The organism is Fodinicurvata sp. EGI_FJ10296 (assembly GCF_040712075.1).
Classification (GTDB): domain Bacteria; phylum Pseudomonadota; class Alphaproteobacteria; order DSM-16000; family Inquilinaceae; genus JBFCVL01.
The window spans coordinates 95,403-109,585 of the sequence record NZ_JBFCVL010000002.1; the positions used below are offsets into that span (position 1 = coordinate 95,403).

Annotated in this window: 14 protein-coding genes; 9 read left to right on the top strand and 5 right to left on the bottom strand. The window is 60.6% G+C overall.

Going from position 1 to position 14,183, the window contains the following annotated elements; genetic code table 11:
- Positions 1-62: 62 nt before the first annotated feature.
- From ABZ728_RS03905 to ABZ728_RS03915, 3 genes are read right to left on the bottom strand one after another with little or no spacing between them, the layout of a single operon-like run.
- A complete protein-coding gene (locus tag ABZ728_RS03905) occupies positions 63-356 on the bottom strand; it encodes a hypothetical protein (RefSeq protein ID WP_366654468.1) in 294 nt (97 codons plus the stop codon).
- A complete protein-coding gene (locus ABZ728_RS03910) occupies positions 353-955 on the bottom strand; it encodes a hypothetical protein (protein ID WP_366654470.1) in 603 nt (200 codons plus the stop codon). The genes ABZ728_RS03905 and ABZ728_RS03910 overlap by 4 nt, the downstream gene beginning before the upstream one ends.
- Positions 952-1,143: a hypothetical protein gene (locus ABZ728_RS03915; RefSeq protein WP_366654471.1), complete on the bottom strand. Its 192-nt coding sequence runs from the start codon at positions 1,141-1,143 to the stop codon at positions 952-954. Before ABZ728_RS03915 ends, ABZ728_RS03910 begins: the two co-directional genes overlap by 4 nt.
- A gap of 507 nt (positions 1,144-1,650) precedes the next feature.
- Between ABZ728_RS03915 and ABZ728_RS03920 the strand changes: the two genes are divergently transcribed.
- Entirely contained in the window at positions 1,651-2,364 is a 714-nt protein-coding gene (locus ABZ728_RS03920) for an XRE family transcriptional regulator (protein WP_366654473.1), read from the top strand.
- Positions 2,365-2,379: 15 nt separating this feature from the next.
- Here ABZ728_RS03920 and ABZ728_RS03925 read toward each other — a convergent pair whose 3' ends face one another.
- Together ABZ728_RS03925 and ABZ728_RS03930 are read right to left on the bottom strand one after the other, a co-directional pair.
- Entirely contained in the window at positions 2,380-2,799 is a 420-nt protein-coding gene (locus ABZ728_RS03925) for an ImmA/IrrE family metallo-endopeptidase (RefSeq protein ID WP_366654474.1), read from the bottom strand.
- Between the two features lie 200 nt (positions 2,800-2,999).
- Positions 3,000-3,383: a hypothetical protein gene (locus ABZ728_RS03930; RefSeq protein WP_366654476.1), complete on the bottom strand. Its 384-nt coding sequence runs from the start codon at positions 3,381-3,383 to the stop codon at positions 3,000-3,002.
- A 758-nt stretch (positions 3,384-4,141) separates the two neighbouring features.
- Between ABZ728_RS03930 and ABZ728_RS03935 the strand changes: the two genes are divergently transcribed.
- From ABZ728_RS03935 to ABZ728_RS03970, 8 genes are all read left to right on the top strand, one after another.
- Positions 4,142-4,873, top strand: coding sequence for a hypothetical protein (locus ABZ728_RS03935; protein ID WP_366654477.1), 732 nt, complete (start codon positions 4,142-4,144; stop codon positions 4,871-4,873).
- Entirely contained in the window at positions 4,854-5,942 is a 1,089-nt protein-coding gene (locus tag ABZ728_RS03940) for a hypothetical protein (RefSeq protein WP_366654478.1), read from the top strand. The genes ABZ728_RS03935 and ABZ728_RS03940 overlap by 20 nt, the downstream gene beginning before the upstream one ends.
- Before the next feature lie 12 nt (positions 5,943-5,954).
- Positions 5,955-7,637, top strand: coding sequence for a hypothetical protein (locus tag ABZ728_RS03945; protein WP_366654480.1), 1,683 nt, complete (start codon positions 5,955-5,957; stop codon positions 7,635-7,637).
- A 41-nt stretch (positions 7,638-7,678) separates the two neighbouring features.
- The gene (locus ABZ728_RS03950; protein WP_366654482.1) at positions 7,679-8,092 is read left to right on the top strand and encodes a helix-turn-helix transcriptional regulator; all 414 of its coding nucleotides are present in this window, start codon (positions 7,679-7,681) and stop codon (positions 8,090-8,092) included.
- 448 nt (positions 8,093-8,540) lie between these two features.
- Positions 8,541-9,479 carry a site-specific integrase gene (locus ABZ728_RS03955; protein WP_366654484.1) on the top strand — a complete coding sequence of 313 codons (939 nt, stop codon included), beginning with the start codon at positions 8,541-8,543 and terminating at the stop codon, positions 9,477-9,479.
- Positions 9,480-9,788: 309 nt separating this feature from the next.
- A complete protein-coding gene (locus ABZ728_RS03960) occupies positions 9,789-10,874 on the top strand; it encodes a peptidoglycan-binding domain-containing protein (protein WP_366654485.1) in 1,086 nt (361 codons plus the stop codon).
- A 167-nt stretch (positions 10,875-11,041) separates the two neighbouring features.
- Positions 11,042-13,357 (top strand): xanthine dehydrogenase family protein molybdopterin-binding subunit, encoded by a 2,316-nt coding sequence (locus ABZ728_RS03965; protein WP_366654487.1) that lies wholly within the window; start codon positions 11,042-11,044, stop codon positions 13,355-13,357.
- Positions 13,354-14,172, top strand: a complete 819-nt coding sequence (locus ABZ728_RS03970; RefSeq protein ID WP_366654489.1) for a 3'(2'),5'-bisphosphate nucleotidase CysQ — start codon at positions 13,354-13,356, stop codon at positions 14,170-14,172. Before ABZ728_RS03965 ends, ABZ728_RS03970 begins: the two co-directional genes overlap by 4 nt.
- The last annotated feature ends 11 nt before the right edge of the window (positions 14,173-14,183 follow it).

The window sequence follows — 14,183 nt, forward strand, 5'->3', positions numbered from 1 at the left end:
TGCCGGTCGGCTGATGGGACTGGCTGGCATTGCGCGCCCTCGACCCTGTTCGTTCGGCCGGGTCATGCGCCCTTCCCCCACAGCACCGGCCGGACGGCCGTGCGCCGCCGGCGATAGGCCAGCAGTTCGAAGCGATCGTCGCGCCGGCTTTGGGCAAGTTCGATATGGCCGTCGTCGTAAAGGCGCCGGGCTTGCCGGATGGTCAGGGGCGCGCCTTCCATGCTGCGCCAGGCACCTTCGTCGTCGCCCCCTCGACAAGTGCTGGCGATCGACACCCATTGCCGCTGCCGCAAGCGTCGCAGCAGGCGCATGGTGGCCAAAGTGGCGCTGGCGCCGGACTGAGCTGCCGCCGTCATACCTCGCGCCCTGCCCGCACCGTACGCGCGGCAGGCGGACGACCGCCGTAGCGTCCCTGCGCTCGCAACATTTCGCTGTCGTTCGTCAGCGAAACGGTGACGGCCAGGAAGGAAAGGACTACTGCGGTCGCCTTGACGCCTCGTGCAGCGCGCGAGCGCGGGATAGCCAGAGCCTCGCCTTGCGCTGCAACTGCTCCGCACGACCGGCCATCAGCCGTGCCCCGACCCGCTGCGCGAGTCGTTTGATGGTCCGCATCGATTTCCCTCCGAAGACTTCTGACCTCGCCCGCCATGCGATCGGCGTCGGCGGCGAGCCGATCCAGCCGCATGCCGAGATCCGCATCGCTCTCCTCCAACAGCGGCGCGAAAATGTGATGAATGAACGCCTCGCCATGAAGCGTTGCCAGCGCTTCCAGGTGGCGGACATTGGGGCTGGTCGCTCCATCGCGCCATGCCTTGATCGTCCGGGGTTCGACGGTATGACCCATGACCCTGGACAGGTCCGCCGCCAGTTCCTTGACCGGGTATCGGCTGGCCCAGTCGCGGATCTGATCGGCGACTTTCGATCCCGTGGGGGAAATCATGACCATTGTCGTCATAGATCATACCCCCCGGTTTCGGCTAACAAGACAATCGCAACGGTGACGAGCAGGAACAGGCCGACGATGCGACCACCCCGGACCAATAGAGAAAGCAGCACCGTCCGGGCCAAGGTCGTGGCCGGCTTCGGCGGTGGTGATTTGACGGCCCCGCCAAGCGCGAGTAAGCCGGGATCGAATGGGGTCATTCCGGGACCTCTGCCGATTGGGTTTGGAAATTGCGGAACCGCGGCACGGCAATCCGGACATGGATCGATGCCGCCGGCATTCGCGAGATGGATTGTGAAATGCGGGTGGTTGATCCTGGATCAGCTCGTCGCGAGTCCGCACTCGGTCGCCGGTCATAGGCCGGCCTGTTGGGATCTGGTGGATTGCGAAGCACGAGACACCAGCGAGGCTGCGGCAATCCGGCCAAGGCGCATGAGAGTGACACCTTCGATGCCACGGTGCTGGGCCCCATTGACCAGGGCGAGCCAGTAGGCCCCCGGAATGGAGTTCCGCTTGCACCACATCCGAGCGGCGCCGACGGTCACGCCTGCGTCATGTGCGAACTCGGCAAGGGTGGGCCATGCCTCAGCGATGTCATAGATCGTGTTCATGATGCGGAACGATACGTTTCGTGCCGCCGGATAGCAACACTTTTTGCGCGAAAATCTGTCACCTATTGTGCCACACAAATAGATACGATCCGCACCATGACGAATTATCCAAGCACTCCGTACGACCGGCTGCAACTTGCGCGACGCAAGGCGGGCTTTCGGTCGGCCAACGATGCGGCCCTGGCTCATGGGTGGACCATCAGCACTTATCGGTCGCATGAGAACGGCCAGCGCGGCATGAAGCTCGACGCCGCCGAAAGGTATGCCCGAGCCTACCGCGTCTCTGCTGCATGGTTGCTGACGGGTGAAGGCGCAGTTACTTCGAACTCAAACGAAAATAAATCGTCCGGCGATCAAGAAATTATAAACGAATACCTTGGCATATCCCGAGTCCCGATAATTGGCGACGCAGCGCCAGGAGTATGGTGCTCTGTATATGACGAGGGTAAAGTGGAATATCTGCATATTCCGATCGTTCCGAACAAGCCACAGCCAGATTTCGCTGTTCGGTCGGTCGGCCCGGGAATGAACCGTTCTTATAGTGAAGGAACTATTCTTGTGTGTGGCAATGCGGACGGCCCGCTTGGCCCGCCCCGCAATGGCGAGCATGTTGTCGCCGAACGCCGGGATGGCGATCTCGTCGAACGCCGAGTCGCTCAGTACACGATAGACGGCGACGGCGAGCGCAAATGGCTGTGGCCGAATTCCGACCACCGCGACCACCAGGCGCCGCTGCCCGTCGACCGTGACGATCTCAAGATTCGGGGAATCGTTGTTGCCGAGTACCGGCCGGTCCTGAACCGCGACTGATCGCGGCGCAGGGCGTCAGTTTTCGACGGGTACGCCGAGCCGGATCGATAGTGCGCTTTCCGATACGTCCAGTTCGTCGGCAAGGCTCTTCACGGACCATTCCTGCGGCGGATGACGGTTGATCAGTTTCCACGGCATTAGAATATCCGCCGCCAATTGATTGGCTTGGGTCTCCTGGCGATTGCGCAGCGAGCTGCGATATAGGCTGTCATCGGTAATACCGTCGCCTATCAGATCCTGATGCAGGATGTAGTGCGCGATTTCGTGGGCAATCGTAAACCGCTGCCGCTTCGGGGAATGATCGGCATTGATAAAGATGGCATAGCCACTTTCACCGCCGCGTTTCTCATCCCGACGAATGGATCCGGAAACGTCCGGCTGCCAATCGTTCACCTTGTAAACCCGCAGCCCGAGACGATGGGCGATATCCAGCACATTCACGGGGGCCGTGTCCTGAAACTCTTGCAGGACGCCAAGTCTGACTTGAATGGTCTGAGATGAAATCTGAAGCATTGTTTAAAAAAGTTGCCACCATATCAATTCATCTAGAAAGCGAAACCCACTCATATCATCGTCAATCGAAATACTCAATTTAATACTATACTGACGGCATATAAAATGTAATGGATTCCATTTTAAGTACGACCATTTAAATATGAAAATATATTTTTTGATAAAACTCGTGTATATAAATAAATTCTTACTATAATACCCATAATTCCTATTATTATAGCGGCGAAAGTCATAATCACCATATTAAAACCAAAAATTAAAGATACCAATACTGGAAAGAAGAAAATTAGTGAAGCTAAATTTACAGAATCATCAAAGTAAAATAAAAATAAGCTCATTACAATTGCGGTATATAAGCTTATAATAACGTTCATTATATATGATTCTATTGGTTCTTGACTAAATAATGCATCCACAATATTCAATAGCGCAACCTTTATTCTCATAAATTTTTCCTCGTTTGGTGATCCATATATATAAACATTTACTGCTTTCTTTTCGGTCATTTGTCATTGAAAAAAATGAAGGTTTGGTCACCACCTCTCACTGTCAACATAGAAGGAAGGGATCATTGGATCACTTTCACACACGCTGATCATGCCCGTAGTGTGCTTCGCTGCGCAAGCGATACCGGATGCAAATTGGCATTTTGCTTATGCCATTCATGCCGCTGCAGCCGAACTAAAGGGAAACCGACCATAGGATCTCCCGACCATCGTCGGCACCATTTTCTAAAATATTCAATCGGTTAGCCATTGACAATTGCTGCCGAAGGCTCTTCCGCCGAAAAACATATTTCATCGGAATTTCGAGCGGCCGTTACGGGACGGCCTTTTGGAACATGCGCCTTGACCAAGACTGCCAAAGGCAATCCCCATAACCTTCATCGCCGCAATTTATGACCAATCACGAGCATTCCGAACATGCCGGTCGTTAGGTTGCACGCCTGTTTCGTATTCCCGCTCGCCTCCTAGAGGTATGACGTTTTGCATTCTTATGATCGCAGCCGATACAGAATGTGACATTTCGTGTTGACACCCGAGGAACGCTTTTCGTATCCATTGTCACTACCATTTGTTGCGTTATCCAGAATGAGCCGCCCTCACTGGATGCAGTTGTCCAGTTTGAAGGCAAAACACAACGGCCGCCCATGACCACAAAGATCCGCTGCAGCGCTCTGCCGGCCTATTTTGACAGTCCACGACGGGCGGCAGCGAAGCTGTTTCGCACAGAAATCCTGGCTGCGGGCTTTGAGCTTCGCGAGTTGCCGCCGACGGCCGGCGCTGCCGTAGGTACCGCCGTCCATGCGGCCGCGTGCCAAGTGCTGCAGGATCGCATCGACAGCGGGCGATATGGGCAGCCGGACGCAGCGCTTGAATTGGCGTTGGCCACATTCCGCACGGAGGTCGAGACCGGTTGCGAATGGGACGACACGACACCTGATCGCCGCTCGGCCGAAAAGCAGATCCTGCGGCTAACCAACGCCTATTGCCAGCACGCCCGAAAGCATGTCGATCCCTGGCTGGTCGAGCAGCATTTTACGGCCGACGTCGGCGACGGCTTCGAATTGAGCGGCCATGTGGACGTCATCACCATGGATGCGGGCGTCCGCGATCTTAAGACCGGCGCCCTTCCCCGCCCCTATCAGGCGCAAGTCGGGGGCTATTCGCTCCTGGCCCGAAGCCAGGCGCAGCCAATCCAGATCCAGGCGCTGTCGATCGATTTTCTTCGGCGAGCCCCTAAGACGAAGCCACAGGATCCGCCGCAGATCGAGCGATACGATTTGAGCGAGAGCGAGGCCGCCGCGCGCGCCACGGTGCAGCGCATGAAGGCTGATCTCGAACTGTTCCGCCGCACCGGCGACCCGTGGTCCTTCCCATGCAATCCGCTGAGCATGATGTGCGCCAGCGACCGCTACTGCCCCGCCCGCAATACCGGCTTCTGCAAGTTCGGCACCAGCCACGAAAGAGGTGACAATGACACTCCAAGCTACTGAGACAAACACCGGCACGGCAATCGTGCCGATGGACCAATCCGGCCGGAACCTGCCAGATATCGGGACCGCATTTTCCGGCAGCAGCGCCTTTGAGTCGGCTCAGCGCATGGCCAAACTCCTGTCGCAGTCTCGTATGGTCCCGCAGCAATATCAAAACAACCTTCCCGACGCCCTGGTGGCGCTGGAGATTTCGCAGCGAACCGGGTCATCGCCGCTGATGGTCATGCAGAACATGCATGTGATCCATGGTCGGCCGTCCTGGTCATCGCAATTCGTGATCGCCGCCCTGAACTCCTGCGGCCGGTTTCAGCCGCTGCAGTACCGGGTCGAGGGGGAAGGCGACGGCCGAGTATGCGTGGCCTGGACACGCGACCGGCACGGCAATGTTCTGGAGGGTCCGCCCGTCTCGATCCAGATGGCCAAGGACGAAGGCTGGTACGGCAAGAACGGCAGCAAATGGAAAACGATGCCGGAACTCATGTTGCGGTATCGCGCTGCCAAGTTCTTCGGGAACCTCTATGCGCCCGACGTTCTCATGGGCATGCAGACCGCCGAAGAGGTCAACGAGATCGAACCGTTGGCCTCGGACATCGTGCAGTCGACGCCCCACCAAGCCGCGGTCGATCATGTCGGCGCTCTGGCGCCACCGGCGACCAATGCGGCCGGTGAGACCACAGCTTCGGCCAACCCGGGACCGACGGACGGTGTGCCGCTGATTTCCGCCGACGGTGAAGTCGTGCAGGAATACCGCCGGATCGGCGATCTATTGAACGCGCTGGAAAAGCTGGCGGAACAAGGCGATGCCGCGCAAGTCATTGCCGCCAACGCCGACACACTCGATCGGATAGCCGCTGAGAAGCCGAAGGCTGCAGAACGGATTGCGGAAATCCGGCAGCGGTTCACACAGCACCCGGCATCGGCAGCACCACATCCGGCCGCCGACGCAGCCGCCAGCGAGCAGACGATCTCAGCGGAACAGGCCGATGCGGCCGACGGCCCTCCTGCCGACACTTCAAGCCCTGCCGGTGCCGGCGCTAATCCCGATTCCAGCAACGATGATTTCTTCTAAAGGGGGCCCGGCATGCGGATTCAAATCAACGATTTCCGGGGATTGGTGTCGGCGGATTTTCACGTCGCCCCGATGGCGCTCATCGCCGGCAACAATGCGGCGGGCAAGACATCGCTGTGCCAAGCCCTGGGGGCGGCGGTCAGTGGATCGTCGATCCCGCTGGCGGGCCTTCGCAAATCCGATGCCGGGGCGCTTGTCCGGTCCGGCGCGGCCGATGGCAAGGTGGTGGTCGAAGGGCAGGCCGGTACCGTCACTGTCCGGTGGCCGTCCTGCAAGGTCGCCAGCGAAGGTTCCGCGCCGCAAGGGTCGACATTCGCCGCCGGCCTGCAATCGATCGTCGGCTTTTCAAAGAGTGAACGGCCGAAGATGCTGGCGCCGTATCTGGATGCGGAACCTCAGTACACGGATCTGACCAGCGTTCTTACCGACCTGCCCGAGGACCAGCTGAGCCGGCTTTGGGAATCGATCGAGATAAATGGCTGGGATCTGGCGCACAGCCAGGCCCGCGACAAGGGGATCGAGTTCAAAGGCCGCTGGGCGCAGGTGACCGGCGAAAAGTACGGGTCGAAGAAAGGGGCCGGGTGGTTGCCCGATGAATGGGGCGATGATCTCGAAGGTGCATCGGAGCAAAGTCTGCAGGATACCCTGGCCCGGGAACGGGAATACCTGGACGCGGCCATTGCGACCCAGGCGGTAAGCGACGACTACCGCCAGCAGCTGCAGGATAAGGTCGACTCGATCGACACGGGACGCCAGGCAGTCGACGATGCTCAGACGCGGGCGACCGATCTTCGCCAGCAGCTGACGACCGCGCAGGAACACCGCGACGGACTACCCCCCGCCGATAAGGGCGGCGGCGGTGTCCCCTGCCCCCATTGCGGGGAGCGGATCAGCATCAAGCGCACGCCCGGCGCAATTCTTCTGGAGAAGCCGCCGGGACCGATTTCGGAGACCGAAGCGAAGGCTCGCGGTTCCGCCATCGCCAAAGCGGACGGCACCCTCAGCCGCCTTAAAGGCGAGGTCGATCAATGCGAACGGGATCTGGCCGAAGCCAAGCGGCTGGTCGCTGATTCCGAGAACGCCGCAGCCGAACTGGCGTCCTTGCCCGAACCGACTTCCGACAGTCCTGACGTCGAAGCGGCCCGAGAGCGTGTCCGCCGTGCCGAGACCCGCGTGCGGGCCTATCAGCAGAAGCGCGAAGCTGATCGCATCCACCAGTCGATCGAGACGAATCAGATGATCGTAGATGCTCTGGCGCCGGAAGGCGTCCGGGCCGCGAAACTTCGGAAGGCCCTGTCGACATTCGGGGCCAAGCGCCTCGATCCGATTTCAGATGCGGCCGGCTGGGGGCAAGTGGCCCTGGACGAAGATCTCATGCCGACCTATCGCGGCCGCCCCTTTGCGCTCTTGTCGGAATCCGAACAGTACCGATGCCGCGTGGCGCTCCAGGTGGCCATGGCACAGATCGACGGATCCGAAATCGTCATCGTCGATGGCGCGGACGTACTCGACCGAGGCGGTCGCAATGGGCTGATGAAGATGCTCGCCGGTACAGGCCTCGCGGCCGTCATTGCCATGACCGAAAGCGGCCCGGACCGCGTACCGGACCTGTCCGCCAGAGGACGGGGCATCACGCTCTGGATCGATGCCGGCACCGCGCGGCCGGTGACCGAACCGGCAAGCCGAGCCGCATAGTCGAAGCACACGAATTCTGCAGTCCGACGATGGAGCCATCGATGTTCATTCCGGCAACGTCCGAGCCAACCGTATCAGTTCAACCGAAACCCAAACCCGCTTGCGATACCGACATCGATGTCGTGATCGGCCGACGGATCCGCCTGCGTCGAACCTTGCTGGGCTACTCCCAGGAAAGATTGGGTGAGCTGATCGGAGTTTCCTATCAGCAGATTCAAAAGTACGAACGCGCGGGAAACAGGGTTTCGGCCAGCAAGCTGGTTCAGATCGCGCGCGTACTTGAATCGGATCCGGCCGACTTTCTCCCACGGCTCGGCGAGCGGTCCGACGAGCCGGACCTCGATCGCGCGCAGTTGAGCGTCGTCCAGACGCTGGCCCGGATCCGAACGCCCTACCACCTGGACGCAATCAATCGGATCGCGATCACCTTGGCCGAGGCCGGCGAGAGCGCGTGATCGCGACCCAAGCCCGGCGCTACGTTCCACAGCCCGCGGCCTCCCATCCCATTCGATGCAAACCGGACGGCAATTGGTGAGATATGCCAGACGCGTCTTCCAGTTCTGAGAACCGCCTTCTTTACTCCCAGCGCGAAGCCGCCAGCCGATTGGGCGTTGGCGAAAGGATATTGCGCGATGAGGTCAAAGCGGGCAACCTAACTTACGTTCTGGTCGGGCGTCGCCGCTTCTTTGCGGATAGTGATTTGCAATCATTCATTGAGCGGAGGCGCGTGCCATGCCCCTCTATCGACGCAAAGACTCGGCCCACTGGTGGTACAACTTCACGGTCCAAGGTCGTCGGTTTCGCGGAAGCACTGAGACAGACCAAAAAGAAGTCGCGGAGATAGTTGAGGCGCGTCTCAAGGCCCAGTTGATCGTCGATCACCACACCGGACGCAAGCCAACGATGACCCTTGACGAGGCGTTCGGCCGGTACTGGATCGAAATCGCCCATCGTCAGTCCAGCGCATCGGATACCGAGCGCCAATCCGGGGTTATTCTCAAAATCCTGGGGGGCGGGACGAATCTCGACAAGGTGAACAACGCTGCCGTCGCCCGCATGGTCGCCGAGCTGCGCGGCAAGATGTCCGACAGTTCCGCGAATCGGCACACCGAACTTCTGCGGCGCGTCCTGCGCCGAGCGCGGGACATATGGGAAGCGCAGGTTTCCATGCCGGATTGGAAATCGATGTTGCTCCAGGAGCCGGCGCCGCGCGATCGGACCCTTAGCGAATCGGAGGAATTCCGGTTGCTGAATGCGATTCGGCAGGACTTCCGCCCGATGATACTGTTCGCACTCCTGGCCGGGGTCAGGGTGTCGAACGCCCGGACACTGACATGGCGTCAGGTCGATCTCGATGCTGCCGTTATCTCGTTCAAGGTGAAGTCACGTCGTCCCGGTGGCGAGACGCATACGCTTCCGATCTCGAATGAGATCCGAGCCATTCTCTCGCGGGAGCGTGGTCGCCACGACACCTATGTCTTCACGTATGAATGCGCCAAGAACCGGCACGATCCGAAACGCGGCAAGATCCAGAAGAAGGGCGAGCGGCGCCCCTTCACGCGGGATGGATGGCGACGTGAATGGCGACGTGCTCTGGCGACGGCCGACATAGAAGATTTCCGGTTCCACGACCTGCGCCATACGTTCGGAACGCGGATGCTGCGTCAGACTGGGAACCTGCGACTGGTCCAACGCCTGCTCGGTCACCGTGACATACAGTCGACGCTTCGCTACGCGAATTCGGACCTCAATGACGCCCGCGCCGCTATGGAAGCCATGTCACGGACTCGTCACGCCGACGACAGTACAGTGGATAAAGATCAGAAGGAATCAACCGGTTAGCCAGTGGGGACAGCCGTCTCCCAAAGCAGGCGCGCTACCAGGCTGCGCTACGCCCCGATCCCGGTACCGCGCGGAAACTAGGCTGTTTGGTCCCCATATGCAATAGCTTCCGCCCGGGAGCTTTGGCCCGGGAACCAATTTGATTTTCCAGACGTTCCTGCAATGAATTGCCCGATGAATTGCCGAAGCCGACCTCCTGCACCGGCCTCCCTGCCCCGGTTCGGGCAACATGCGGCTAATCGAGGGGCACGCCGAGAATCAGAGACTGGCGGTGGGTCGGCGACGGAAACAAAACCGGGATCAAAAGACATGTGCCCAGAAAATGCTTTTACCACACCTGGAACGGTTCTCCTGCCCATAGCAGCGCTTGTGGCGCTGGCGGTGGCCCTTCCCGATCGTGTCGCAGCCCAGTCTGACGTTACGGGTACATACGAGTACGTTTCACCGGAAGCAACCGGCGCGCTACGCCTTGAAGCCAGCGCTGAGACCGATGGCGGTGCCCGCTCCGAATCCGGAACGGCAACGGTGCTGATCGAGACTGCCCGGGACGGCGCGAGGTGCCGCCTGCTGGGAGAAGGGCAGTTCAATGGCAACGAAGCGCGCCTTGACCTTCCTGACGGCGTTCTGACGATCCGGCTGTTCGATAACAACGCTGAGGTCGAGACCGCCGGCTCTACCCAGTCGGTGTGCGACGCGGGGGCGCGGATCGCCGGGATCTATATCAGCACGTCCTCCAACATATCGCTGGATCGCGAGCATATCGTCGCTGCCCAGGAAAATTTGGGCAAACTCGGCCTGCCGGTTGGCCGAATCGACGGCATCATGGGGCCGAGCACGCGGCAGGCGATGAACCGGTTCGAGGCTCAGAACAACCTGCCGCAAAACCGGAACCTCACCCTTTCAACCTTCCATCATCTGGAAATGGCGGTCGAAGGAGCCGTGGCATCGGCGGCGGAAGTTCGGCCAATTCCGGTCGAGACTGGCAATGCCGGCCTTCAACTTCGCGCGACCGTGCCCGACCGTCATCGCGACCTGATCGACACGCTGTTCGGTGACCTCGTCGCGCCTCAGCAGATCGACTGGAACAACCCCCCGTTCGAACTCGCCTTCGTGGACCTGTCGACCGGCGAGTCAGCAGCCGATAGTGACCGACCCGACATCGTCGCCTTCTTCAACGACCGGCGTTTCTGCGAGGCCGACCGTTGCCGGCTCGACGTCATGCAGCACGCGGGGGATCATTACGTTCCGGTGCTGGAGACCGACGCCACCGATGTCGAACTCGGCGAGCAGCGCAGCAACGGGCTGACCGACATCGTTCTCGACGGTTCGGATACCTGGCAATTCGACGGCGAGCGCTACACGCGTTCGGTCTATGAGCCGGAACCCGTGCGCTGATTACCAGTTCCCAAGGGCAACCATATCGGCGGCCTTGAAAGCCGAGGTTGCGGATCGAACACGATTGACCCGGCCGGCCGTCCCTGAAATGTTAGCGCGCTCTGATTGACCTGACGGCTGTTGGGCGCGATGGTAGTCGCCATCGTTGCAGAAACAAGGGATCGACCATGGCAAAATTCGGTATCGGCCAACCCGTCCGTCGTTCCGAGGACCCGCGGTTCATAACGGGCCAGGGACGGTACACGGACGACATTACGCTGCCCGGCCAGACATATGCCGTATTCCTGCGTTCCCCTGTCGCTCACGCCGAAATCACGACGCTGGACACGGCCGAGGCCAAAAAGGCCGATGGCGTCATCGGCGTATTCACCGGGGACGATCTGCTCGCCGACGATATCGGCCCCATCCCCTGCAAGGTTAAAATCCAGAATCGCGACGGATCGGAAATCGTTCGTCCGCCGCGCCACGCTCTGGCCGTCGGCCGGGTCCGGCATGTCGGCGAACCGATAGCGATGGTCGTGGCGACGAGTACGTCTGCCGCGCGCGATGCCGCAGAGTTGATCGAACTGGATTTCGATACCCTGCCCGCCGTGGCGGATATGCGCCGCGCGGTCTCGCCCGGGGCGCCGGTGGTCTGGGATCAGGCACCGGACAATCTCTGCCTAGACTGGGAACTCGGCGACGGTCCGGCAGTCGACGATGCCTTTGCAAACGCGGCCCACCGGGTCAGCCTGGATCTGATCAACAACCGCGTGATCGCGAATTCGATGGAAGGCCGCGCCTGCAACGCCGATTTCGATACCGGGACCGGCCGGTTGACGTTCTATGTGTCGAGCCAGGGGGTCTACGACCACAAGTCGCAGATCGCCAAGGACATCCTGAAGATGCCCGAGGACAAGGTTCTCGTCCGGACCACTGATGTGGGCGGCGGCTTCGGTATGAAGCTGTTCATGTATCCCGAATACGTAGCGGTCGCCTATGCGGCGCGCAAACTGGGCTCCGCGGTCAAGTGGACGGCTGACCGCTCCGAGGGATTCGTCAGCGACGACCATGGCCGCGATCACCAGACCCACGCCGAACTCGCCCTCGATGCCGACGGCAAGTTCCTGGCGATGAAGGTCGATACGCTGTCCAATCTCGGCGCCTATCTGTCCAACGCGGCGCCCTTCGTCGCGACGCTCGCCGGTTCCCGCATGTTGGCAGGGGTCTATGATTTCCCCGCCATTCACGTTCACGTCCGTGGTGTGTTCACCAATACTCAGCCCGTAGATGCCTATCGCGGCGCCGGCCGGCCCGAAGCGTGCTTCGTGGTCGAACGTCTGGTCGACAAGACGGCCCGCGAACTGGGATTCTCACCGGCAGACCTGCGCCGGCGCAATTTCATCAGGCCCGATGCGATGCCCTATGACACCGCCCTTGGCCTGACTTACGACAGCGGCGACTTTGCGCGCAACATGGACGACGCCATGTCGATTGCCGATTGGGACGGCTTCGAAAAGCGGCGGGCCGCGGCGCGCGATCGCGGCCGGCTGCGCGGCATCGGCATGTCCACCTATATCGAAGCCTGCGCAGGCGGAGCAGCGGAAACCGCGCGCATCAAGGTGACGAACGAAGGGCGCGCGACGTTGCTGATTGGTACACAGTCGAACGGTCAGGGCCACGAAACCGCCTATAAGCAAATCCTGTCGGAACGACTGGGGCTGGCGCCCGAAACGATTGACGTCGTTCAGGGCGACAGCGATCTCATCCCCACCGGTGGCGGAACCGGCGGATCAAGATCCATTCCGGTTGGCGGTCAGGCAACCTCGACGGCCGCCGAACAGGTGCTCGAACGAGCCCGCGAGCGCGCGGCCGATATGCTCGAAGCTGCGGCAGCCGATATCGAATTTGCCGACGGCCTGTTTACCATCGTCGGGACCGATCGCCGGATCAGCTTCGTGGATGTGGCGAAGGCCTCTGCAGAAGAGACGGCATTCGATGAATCGGGCGGCTTCAAACCGCCAGCTGCAACCTTTCCCAATGGCACGCATGTATGTGAGTTGGAGATCGATCCCGAAACCGGCCAGGTCGAAATCATCACATATACGGTCGTGGACGATTTCGGGACGGTCCTGAATCCCCTGTTGGTCGAGGGTCAGGTGCATGGCGGCATCGCTCAGGGCATGGGCCAGGCGCTGTTGGAGCGAACCGTTTTCGACGACGAAGGCCAGCTTCTGACGGGATCGTTCATGGACTATTGCATGCCGCGCGCCGACCACCTGCCTTTCGTGACGTTCCGCTATAACGAGGTTCCGTGCACGACCAATCCGCTGGGCATTAAAGGCGCTGGCGAGGCCGGATCGATCGGCGCGCCGCCGGCGATTATCAATGCCCTCGTCGACGCCCTGTACGATCAGGGTATCCGCCACATCGACATGCCGGCGACTCCCGAAATCATCTGGCGCGCCGCCCGGAATTCAATGACAGGACTGGCGGCCGAATGACCGAGATGACGGAATCTGACGGAAGGGCGCTGTTTTCTGACGACGGCGTCCCGGATCATCACGCCCTGATGGCTCCCTTGCGGTTGCTTGCGCTGGAGGCGGGGGCCGCGATTATCAAGGTCGCCAGCAGCGCATCGGCCGATTCCTGGGACAAAGCGGACGGAAGTCCGGTCACCGAAGCCGATCATGCGGCCGAACGGGTGATTCTTCAGGGCCTGAAGGCGATCGATGAGCGAATCACGATCGTGTCAGAGGAGGCGTTCGCCGCCGGCTACCGCCCTGAAGCCGAGGAGACATTCTGGCTTGTCGACCCGCTCGACGGCACGCGCGAGTTCGTTTCCGGGAGTGGCGAATACACCGTCAATATCGCCCTTATCAGCCAGCGCCGGCCGGTCCTGGGCGTGGTACATTGTCCGTCGCTCGGCACATCCGCCTGGGGTATCGTGGGTCACGGCGCCTACGAGAGCGATCCGAAGGGGAACGTTTCCCCCCTGTCGGTAAGGCGTATTCCCGACGAGGGCGCCGTTGTCATCGCGTCCCGCCGCCACGGAGACCCCGACAGATTGAAGACGTTTCTCGACGGCCGGCCCGTAGCAGAATGGCGCTCTGCCGGAAGTAGCCTGAAATTCATCGAAATCGCTGCCGGGCGCGCCGACATCTACCCAAGGTTCGGGACGACGATGGAATGGGATACAGCGGCGGGCGATGCCGTCCTGCGGGCGGCCGGCGGGAGCACGCGAACAACGGCCGGCGAGGATCTGCTTTATGGCAAGACCGGTTACATCAATCCCGATTTTGTAGCGGCCGCAGACTAGGGGAGCGCTAT

Excerpts from the sequence above, each read along its gene's own strand:
- ABZ728_RS03905 (WP_366654468.1), bottom strand. The coding sequence starts at position 356 with ATGACGGCGGCAGCTCAGTCCGGCGCCAGCGCCACTTTGGCCACCATG.
- ABZ728_RS03910 (WP_366654470.1), bottom strand. The coding sequence starts at position 955 with ATGACGACAATGGTCATGATTTCCCCCACGGGATCGAAAGTCGCCGAT.
- ABZ728_RS03915 (WP_366654471.1), bottom strand. The coding sequence starts at position 1,143 with ATGACCCCATTCGATCCCGGCTTACTCGCGCTTGGCGGGGCCGTCAAA.
- ABZ728_RS03920 (WP_366654473.1), top strand. The coding sequence starts at position 1,651 with ATGACGAATTATCCAAGCACTCCGTACGACCGGCTGCAACTTGCGCGA.
- ABZ728_RS03930 (WP_366654476.1), bottom strand. The coding sequence starts at position 3,383 with ATGACCGAAAAGAAAGCAGTAAATGTTTATATATATGGATCACCAAAC.
- ABZ728_RS03940 (WP_366654478.1), top strand. The coding sequence starts at position 4,854 with ATGACACTCCAAGCTACTGAGACAAACACCGGCACGGCAATCGTGCCG.
- ABZ728_RS03945 (WP_366654480.1), top strand. The coding sequence starts at position 5,955 with ATGCGGATTCAAATCAACGATTTCCGGGGATTGGTGTCGGCGGATTTT.
- ABZ728_RS03950 (WP_366654482.1), top strand. The coding sequence starts at position 7,679 with ATGTTCATTCCGGCAACGTCCGAGCCAACCGTATCAGTTCAACCGAAA.
- ABZ728_RS03955 (WP_366654484.1), top strand. The coding sequence starts at position 8,541 with ATGACCCTTGACGAGGCGTTCGGCCGGTACTGGATCGAAATCGCCCAT.
- ABZ728_RS03960 (WP_366654485.1), top strand. The coding sequence starts at position 9,789 with ATGTGCCCAGAAAATGCTTTTACCACACCTGGAACGGTTCTCCTGCCC.
- ABZ728_RS03965 (WP_366654487.1), top strand. The coding sequence starts at position 11,042 with ATGGCAAAATTCGGTATCGGCCAACCCGTCCGTCGTTCCGAGGACCCG.
- ABZ728_RS03970 (WP_366654489.1), top strand. The coding sequence starts at position 13,354 with ATGACCGAGATGACGGAATCTGACGGAAGGGCGCTGTTTTCTGACGAC.